Source organism: Atlantibacter hermannii (assembly GCF_009907385.1).
GTDB lineage: Bacteria > Pseudomonadota > Gammaproteobacteria > Enterobacterales > Enterobacteriaceae > Atlantibacter > Atlantibacter hermannii_A.
Window position 1 is genome coordinate 1 of the sequence record NZ_JAAATR010000044.1, and the last position, 6760, is coordinate 6760.

General features: G+C 52.5%; 8 protein-coding genes. 4 read left to right on the plus strand and 4 right to left on the minus strand.

Annotated features, from left to right (window positions below):
• Positions 1 to 118: 118 nt before the first annotated feature.
• The 3 genes from GV764_RS13485 to GV764_RS13495 all read right to left on the minus strand — a co-directional run bounded on the left by GV764_RS13485 (position 119) and on the right by GV764_RS13495 (position 3925).
• Entirely contained in the window at positions 119 to 1537 is a 1419-nt protein-coding gene (locus tag GV764_RS13485; protein WP_161660607.1) for an MFS transporter, read from the minus strand.
• Positions 1538 to 1604: 67 nt separating this feature from the next.
• Positions 1605 to 2864 carry a metal-dependent hydrolase family protein gene (locus GV764_RS13490; RefSeq protein ID WP_161660608.1) on the minus strand — a complete coding sequence of 420 codons (1260 nt, stop codon included), beginning with the start codon at positions 2862 to 2864 and terminating at the stop codon, positions 1605 to 1607.
• 146 nt (positions 2865 to 3010) lie between these two features.
• Positions 3011 to 3925: a LysR substrate-binding domain-containing protein gene (locus GV764_RS13495; protein WP_161660609.1), complete on the minus strand. Its 915-nt coding sequence runs from the start codon at positions 3923 to 3925 to the stop codon at positions 3011 to 3013.
• A 282-nt stretch (positions 3926 to 4207) separates the two neighbouring features.
• Between GV764_RS13495 and GV764_RS13500 the strand changes: the two genes are divergently transcribed.
• From GV764_RS13500 to GV764_RS13510, 3 genes are all read left to right on the plus strand, one after another.
• Positions 4208 to 4456 (plus strand): two-component-system connector protein YcgZ, encoded by a 249-nt coding sequence (locus tag GV764_RS13500; protein ID WP_161660610.1) that lies wholly within the window; start codon positions 4208 to 4210, stop codon positions 4454 to 4456.
• A 99-nt stretch (positions 4457 to 4555) separates the two neighbouring features.
• On the plus strand, positions 4556 to 4843 hold the full coding sequence (locus GV764_RS13505; RefSeq protein WP_161660611.1) for a biofilm development regulator YmgB/AriR family protein: 288 nt from the start codon (positions 4556 to 4558) through the stop codon (positions 4841 to 4843).
• A 149-nt stretch (positions 4844 to 4992) separates the two neighbouring features.
• Entirely contained in the window at positions 4993 to 5202 is a 210-nt protein-coding gene (locus GV764_RS13510; protein WP_161660612.1) for a hypothetical protein, read from the plus strand.
• A 59-nt stretch (positions 5203 to 5261) separates the two neighbouring features.
• Here GV764_RS13510 and GV764_RS13515 read toward each other — a convergent pair whose 3' ends face one another.
• Positions 5262 to 5510, minus strand: coding sequence for a biofilm development regulator YmgB/AriR family protein (locus GV764_RS13515; RefSeq protein ID WP_161660613.1), 249 nt, complete (start codon positions 5508 to 5510; stop codon positions 5262 to 5264).
• Positions 5511 to 5870: 360 nt separating this feature from the next.
• Here GV764_RS13515 and GV764_RS13520 point away from each other — a divergent pair, with 360 nt between their 5' ends.
• Positions 5871 to 6389 carry a DUF2569 domain-containing protein gene (locus tag GV764_RS13520; RefSeq protein ID WP_161660614.1) on the plus strand — a complete coding sequence of 173 codons (519 nt, stop codon included), beginning with the start codon at positions 5871 to 5873 and terminating at the stop codon, positions 6387 to 6389.
• Positions 6390 to 6760 lie beyond the last annotated feature (371 nt).

The following is a 6760-nucleotide window of genomic DNA, read 5'->3' on the forward strand; positions in this document are numbered from 1 at the left end:
GAAAGCCCGGGCGAACGGAACCATTCCACTAAACGGAACTATTCCACCGAACGGAACCATTCCACTGAACAGAACCATTCCACTGAACGAAACCCTTCCCCCGAACGAAACAATCCCCCTATCGAGTCCGCCAGGCCTCCCTGGCATTCCCCTCACCTTTTACGGCGTCACCGCGCTTCTCCGGTGCAATCGCCTCCAGCGAATACCCCTTCGTATTTACCCCCCATGCCAGCAACACCACAACACCCGCTGCGAGCACTGACGTAGTCATCGTAAACACTCCGGCAAAACCCAGCGACGCGGAGAATACCCCGATAATCGACGGTGCCATGATGCTGCCCACGCGGCCAAAGGCGCTGGCGAACCCACAGCCGGTGGCGCGAATGGCGGTCGGGAAACTCTCCGGCGTATAGGCATACAGCCCGGCATAACAGCCGTTAAGGAAGAACGACAGAACCGCAGCAGCGGCGACAATCGCCCCGGCGCTGTCGGCCTGGCTCAGACACCAGGCGCTGATCGTGCTGCCCACCAGGTACAGCGCGATGGTGCGTTTACGATCCAGCCAGTCGGAACAAACGGCGGCGGAGAAATATCCCGGTATTTGCGCAATATAAATAATGATCGAAAACTCAAAACTGCGGGTCACGGTGAAACCACGTTCGACGAGTAATGACGGTATCCAGGCGAAAAATCCGTAGTAGCAGAAAGTCACCACAAACCAAATCACCCAGATCACCGTGGTCTGGCGGCGCATCGCGCTGCCGAACATGATCACCAGGCTCTGGAGCAGGCCCGGTGATGGCGCAGGCGCAACCACAGGCTCAGCCTCACGCGGCGCATCGACCGGCGGCAGCGGTTTGCCGGTGGCGGCGATCACCTGGTTTTCCAGGGTTTCGACAATCGCGCGGGCTTCGTCGGTGCGGCCTTTACCCAGCAGGAAGCGCGGGGATTCCGGCAGGCTGCGACGCCACCACAGCAGCATCAGGATCGGCAGCGCGGTGATTACCTGCGCATAGCGCCAGCCATCTTCAAATTCCGGCACCACAAAGCGGCCCAGCAGCGCCGCCCCCACAAAACCGAATGAGAAGAACCCGGCCAGCGAGCCGATAAACCAGCCGCGTTTTTTCGGCGGGATAAATTCGCTCAGGAACGGCGCGATGATCACGCTCTCGGCCCCGGTGCCGACGCCCGCCAGTACGCGGGCGATGACAAAGACCGTGAAGTTAGGCGAAAACGCGGCGACCAGCGTCATCACGCAGTAAATTGCCAGCGCCCAGCACATCACCGTTTTACGACCGTAGCGGTCGCCCACGTAGCCCGCCAGCAGCGCGCCAATCAGCACGCCAATCGGCGTGGCGGAGCCCACCAGGCCCAACTCGGCCCCGCTCAGCGACCAGACGTCGCGTAGCGCGGGCAGTAAAAAAGCGATAATGGCGACGTCCATGCCATCAAAGGTGTATCCCAGCCCACCGATTAACAACAACATGTAATGCGGACGGCTCAACGGGAGCCGATCGAGACGATGTAACAGTGACATAGGCGCATTCTCATCTTAAAAATTGCTGTGTTGGCACGGATGCCGCGTAGTCGTGTGTGTTTGGGAATTAGTCCACTGGCAGGAAGCCCGCGTTTTTCACCGGTTTGCCCTGCTGGAGGATCAGCGGAATGTGTTTGCCCTGGCCGGTGAGCAGGCTGATATCGTCCAGCGGGTTGCCGTTCACCACGATCAGATCGGCCCATGCGCCCGGCGTCAGGCTGCCGATTTCGCCCTCTTTGCGCAGCAGGCGGGCAGCAACAGAGGTGGCGCTGCGGATCACTTCTGCGGCGGGCAGCACACGGTTACGGATCACAAACTCTTCCGACTGGTGTACGTGCATATCGCCCAGCAGATCGGAGCCGTATGCCATCGGCAAACCGGCTTCGAACATGATTTTCAGGCTGTCGAGGCCGCTCAGGCGCACGTCGTCGATTTTAGCGATGGAATCCGGTTGCAGGCCGTACTGTTCGCCTTCGTTTTTCAGCATTTCATACGTCACCAGCGTCGGGCAGGCCATCGCGCCTTTACTGGCGGCGAGCGCGGCGGTTTCCGGGGTGATCAGATTACAGTGTTCCAGTGAGTGGACGCCCGCATTCACCGCACGGCGAATGGCCTCGTCGGTATAAAGATGGGCGCTGACATAGGTCTGGGCGTTGCTGGCTTCTTCAACGATGGCTTCCAGTTCTGATACCGAAAAACTCAGGAAATCGATAGGATCGCTCGGGGAAGAGACGCCGCCGTTCGCCATCACCTTGATAAACTCGGCCCCGGCTTTGATTTCTTCACGCACCGCGCGGCGCACTTCATCCACGCCGTTACAGATGCGGCCCAGCGCGCCAAGCTTTTTAGCGTAGAAATCGGCGTTGCGCGAATCATAGCGGCCGCGATAGTCGGTATGGCCGCCGGTTTGCGACAGCGCTTTCCCGCAAATCATCAAATGCGGGCCGCTGAGCAAGCCCTCTTCCAGCGCCTGCTTCAGACCGTAATCCGCACCGCCGACGTCGCGCACGGTGGTAAAGCCCCGGTTCAGCATGCCCTGCATGATCTTTGCGGCGCGGGCGGTAACCAACGAATCCGGCAGCATGGCGTTGTGGCCCAGATTGGCGGAGCTGGCGATCACGTGAACATGGCAGTCGATCAGACCCGGCATCAGGGTTTTGCCTTTTAAATCCACCACGGTGGCGGAAGGTGCGTCGATTGGACTGGCGGAAATCTGGCTGATCCTGCCGTCTTCTACCAGCAATTGATGGTTTTTCAACGCGGTGTCAGAAACCCCGTCCACAAGGGTCGCGTTGATAAAGAGTAACGGCGTGTGCTGCGTTGTCATAAGGGTCACGCTCCTGATTTGATGGCGTTGTGTTACTTCTTAATTACGAATTGGTTAAAAGATTTACAATGTTTGGTTAAAATTCGTAAATGAAAAACACGCATGCCACCATGCGCAGCGATCATGACACTGATTGAAAATTGGACTTATCCGGCAGGGTTGTTTTGCGCCACATCATCCAGCAGCCAGCGCTTAAACAGCCGCGTGGCGCGGTTCTCATGGCGATGTTGCGAGGTAATCAGGAAAAATCCGCCGCCTTTACTGACCGAAAAATCCGAGGCTTTTACCAGCCGCCCGCTGGCGATCACGCTATCAATGATGTGACGCCACGCAAGCGCCACGCCGTTGCCAAGGCAGGCCATTTCAATCAGCGGCGGATAGTGGTTGACCCTCAGCGTCTGGCGCAACGGCGGGCTGGCGGTGCCGTTGATTTCGAACCATTCCGGCCAGCCTATCCACTGGTGCTGCGCGTCCTCCAGCACCAGCAGGGTTTCCTGCTTCAGGGTTTCCGGCGTAAACAGCGGCCGCCCCGCCAGGTAGCGCGGCGAGCAGACCGGGAACATCTCTTCATCGAACAGTTTTACGGTATCGAAGTTAATAAGATTTTCCTGTCGCAGGTAATAAACGCCCAGATCAAATTCGAATGACGTCAGGCGGGTGACGCCGTCGCGCATAATTAAATTGATTTTGATTTCCGGATGCTGGCGGCGGAATTCGCTCAGGCGCAGCGGCAGCCAGAACTGGGCGATGCCCGACGAGCAGGCCAGGGTAATTTCGTTTTCGCCAGCGTTTTTCATCACCTGGGCGGTGGCGTCGGCGCACTCTTCGAGAAAATGGCGGATCTGATGCAGGTAACGCTCGCCTGCCGTGGTCAACTCCAGGCCGTGGCGACGGCGGATAAGCAGCGTGCGGCCCAGTGCGGCTTCCAGTTGGGCAATCTGGCGGCTGACGGCGCTTTGCGTCAGGCTCAGCTCTTCGCCTGCGCGGGTAAAACTGCCGAGCCGCACGGTGGCTTCAAAGGCAATCAGGGTATTCAACGGGGGCAACGGCGCTATCGACATGGGTTTCTGGCCTGGCTGAATCATTGTGGGTTAACAAGACTCTAACAATTACCCGGTAATGCAAACAAGGAACATTGCCGCTACGAAACAATCCTGGACATGACCCTGCGCAAGACAGAATAAATTTGGCCTGATACATTAATTGAGTTTATGAACACTTTACTATTTATAACTTGTGTATATTATTGCTTCGCTAAGCGTGTTGCTCATTCGGTAATGCCTTAACATCCCCGGCACTTCTGGCCAGCTGATTATGTATGACATGCCCTGAATGAGAGAGTGATGAAAAACAGTAGTGAAAGCCGGTTTGCTTCAGATATTTCCCTTTCTCAAAGTGAATTACCGTCGAGTGAGCACATTATTGGCGAGATCGTCATGGAGCTATTGCGCACCGGCAAAACTATAAGTAAGTACGCTATTTGCCTTAGTATCGTGTCGCGAATCGATGCCGCAACTACCCCGCAAATGGAAGCTCATTTGTATCAGGTTCTGGGGCTTATATTCCGGGCGGACTCCTACTCAACGCCTTAGCTGTACTGGCCTTTTCATATGAAAGATGTGCAAATGCAGTGCATGTATGCATAATGGTGACGAACTGTGCATGACAATGTCATCGATACGAGAGGCTAAATGTTCAAAAATGATAACGACACGCTTGTCGATACTGTTATAGGCGAAGCGGTAATTGAGCTTCTGCAAACAGATAAAGAAGTATCTTTTGATGAACTCATTGCAAAATTGCAGGAAGGTTTGCGTTCTGAAACCGATACGCTAAGGCAGTCCGCTTACAGAACCGCCATTGGCGGGATCCATAAGTTCCGCAGCCAGCCCGTCATCGCTAAACGGCAGGTTCAGGGAACGGAAAAGGATTCTCTGCTGAAAAGTTTACTTGGCTTCACTGCAACGATTAAACATTAAAGTCCCACCCTTCTGATCTTGACCAAAAGATCGGAAACTTATCCTTCTAATCAGACTTGCTCTGGCATGTTTCTACCAAATGCTAAATGTGAATTTGATCTGGTCAGTTGACCTGGAAGACATTCAACATTGCAGCATCAGGAGTTTAATTGAACGACGATGAGCAGGTACGACCTAATGAAATACATCACGCGATAGGCAAAGCATCGCATTATCTTATGCAGCACAGCTTTCCTGTTACTGCAGAAAACCTGTTACAAGTGCTTCACGCCCAGGACGTTATGTCGACAGAGGCGCGTCACAAGGCCGTGCTCGCGTCAGCCAGGCAGTATCTGAAGCTCAAAATGCTCAAGGATTGAACGATCAAAAATGCCTTTGCAGTGACTGCAAAGGCATCGTTTCAGGTTACCCACGCTGTTCAAATATCGTCCGCTGTGCCCTGTACAATCAACTCCAGCGCGTTGCGATAGATATCCAGCTTCAAGACATCTTTCTCACATTCAATATGTTGGATTAAGGTAAGGATAAGATCTTTATTCTGTACCACACCTCTCTGGATACGCAGCTCTCGCGTCAGATCCGCAATGAGTTTTGTTTCCGCCTCATAGGCATCCGCGTTTTTGCCAAAGTAGACGTTTATCTGGTTTTCAGTTACTGAGCTGTGCATTTCCATTCCTGTATCGTTGCTAATGGCCTCAAAAATGTGACGATGAGCGCCAAACCCTGATAAAAGTAGTCACCAAAATGTGACGTAGCAACACTATTTGTGAAATTTTTTTGTTATCAGTTTTCTCTTAACAAGCTGAAAACATTTACTATTCTTATCAATCAGCGTGGAGCAACTTGTTTGCGGCGGATAGCGCCGGGTTGCTACGGCGTATGCACGATGGGTTTGTGTTGCGCGCTCAACCGATAACCCCATCTACCCTAAAGAAAATTCCCGGTTCGCCGATATTAGTCACGCTATTTGATTGACTCAGGCATGAGGCAACATCATTAAGTATTGACACACCAACAAGGATAAATAATGACCGACACTTCTTTTAAATGGACGTGTATTACCTGTGACAAGGACATTCCGCAACATCTTGAATATTGTGCTGAGTGTGAGGAAAAAAGATACAGGAAAATTGGTGGTCTGTTATTTCTGCCTCTCCTGAGCTTAGCGTTGATTGCCTGGGAATATTTCACATCGCTGAGAATGGCGTTGTATGCAGGGCTGGAAACGATGGGTCATCTCCAGATAGCGCAGTCCAGTTATCTCTATATAGCGGCGGGAATTAACTTTATCTTTCTGCTCTATACGCTCTACACTGTATCTCTTTTTTTACGTAAAAAGAAAGAGTTACCCCTGGCGTACAGTTTGTTAATTATTGGCGGCATTGTTACCATGGTGATTGACAGGGTAGCCACATTATACTTGTTTCCACAGATCTCCCTGAATTTCGCCCTGATTATACCGCTGGTGATGTACATAATTTACGCATGCATATGGATACCTTACTTTCGATATTCTGTTCGTGTGAAAAAAACATTTATTTGGTAGCGGTATTGATGTTGATACGGGGCACGAGAATAACGTGCCCGTCTCAAATAAGGTTCGACAGGGAGCAACTCAACGTGTTGTACGATCTTTTCTGTTCTCGTCTCCGTCTTTGTTTCCTCACGGTACTGGATTGCTATCCAGCCATAATGAAAAATCTTTTTAATACGAAATAATTAATTTCCCTTAGCGTCAATGTCCGCTCACACCCGTCAACCCGCTCCCGTATGCGGGTAATCCCCACTCAGGAGCGGATATCCATTTTTAAGGCATTATTACCAGAGAGCGGGAAATAACGCTGAGATTCCAGTCCACCTTATTGCAATGTACAGACTTACACGTAATTAACAAATTCGCGGCAGCGGTTCGGAAAA

What these genes read in the sequence shown, in the direction of transcription:
- GV764_RS13515 (WP_161660613.1), bottom strand. Translation starts at nt 5,510, where the DNA reads ATGCACAGCTCAGTAACTGAAAACCAGATAAACGTCTACTTTGGCAAA.
- GV764_RS13495 (WP_161660609.1), bottom strand. Translation starts at nt 3,925, where the DNA reads ATGTCGATAGCGCCGTTGCCCCCGTTGAATACCCTGATTGCCTTTGAA.
- GV764_RS13490 (WP_161660608.1), bottom strand. Translation starts at nt 2,864, where the DNA reads ATGACAACGCAGCACACGCCGTTACTCTTTATCAACGCGACCCTTGTG.
- GV764_RS13500 (WP_161660610.1), top strand. Translation starts at nt 4,208, where the DNA reads ATGAAAAACAGTAGTGAAAGCCGGTTTGCTTCAGATATTTCCCTTTCT.
- GV764_RS13505 (WP_161660611.1), top strand. Translation starts at nt 4,556, where the DNA reads ATGTTCAAAAATGATAACGACACGCTTGTCGATACTGTTATAGGCGAA.
- GV764_RS13485 (WP_161660607.1), bottom strand. Translation starts at nt 1,537, where the DNA reads ATGTCACTGTTACATCGTCTCGATCGGCTCCCGTTGAGCCGTCCGCAT.
- GV764_RS13520 (WP_161660614.1), top strand. Translation starts at nt 5,871, where the DNA reads ATGACCGACACTTCTTTTAAATGGACGTGTATTACCTGTGACAAGGAC.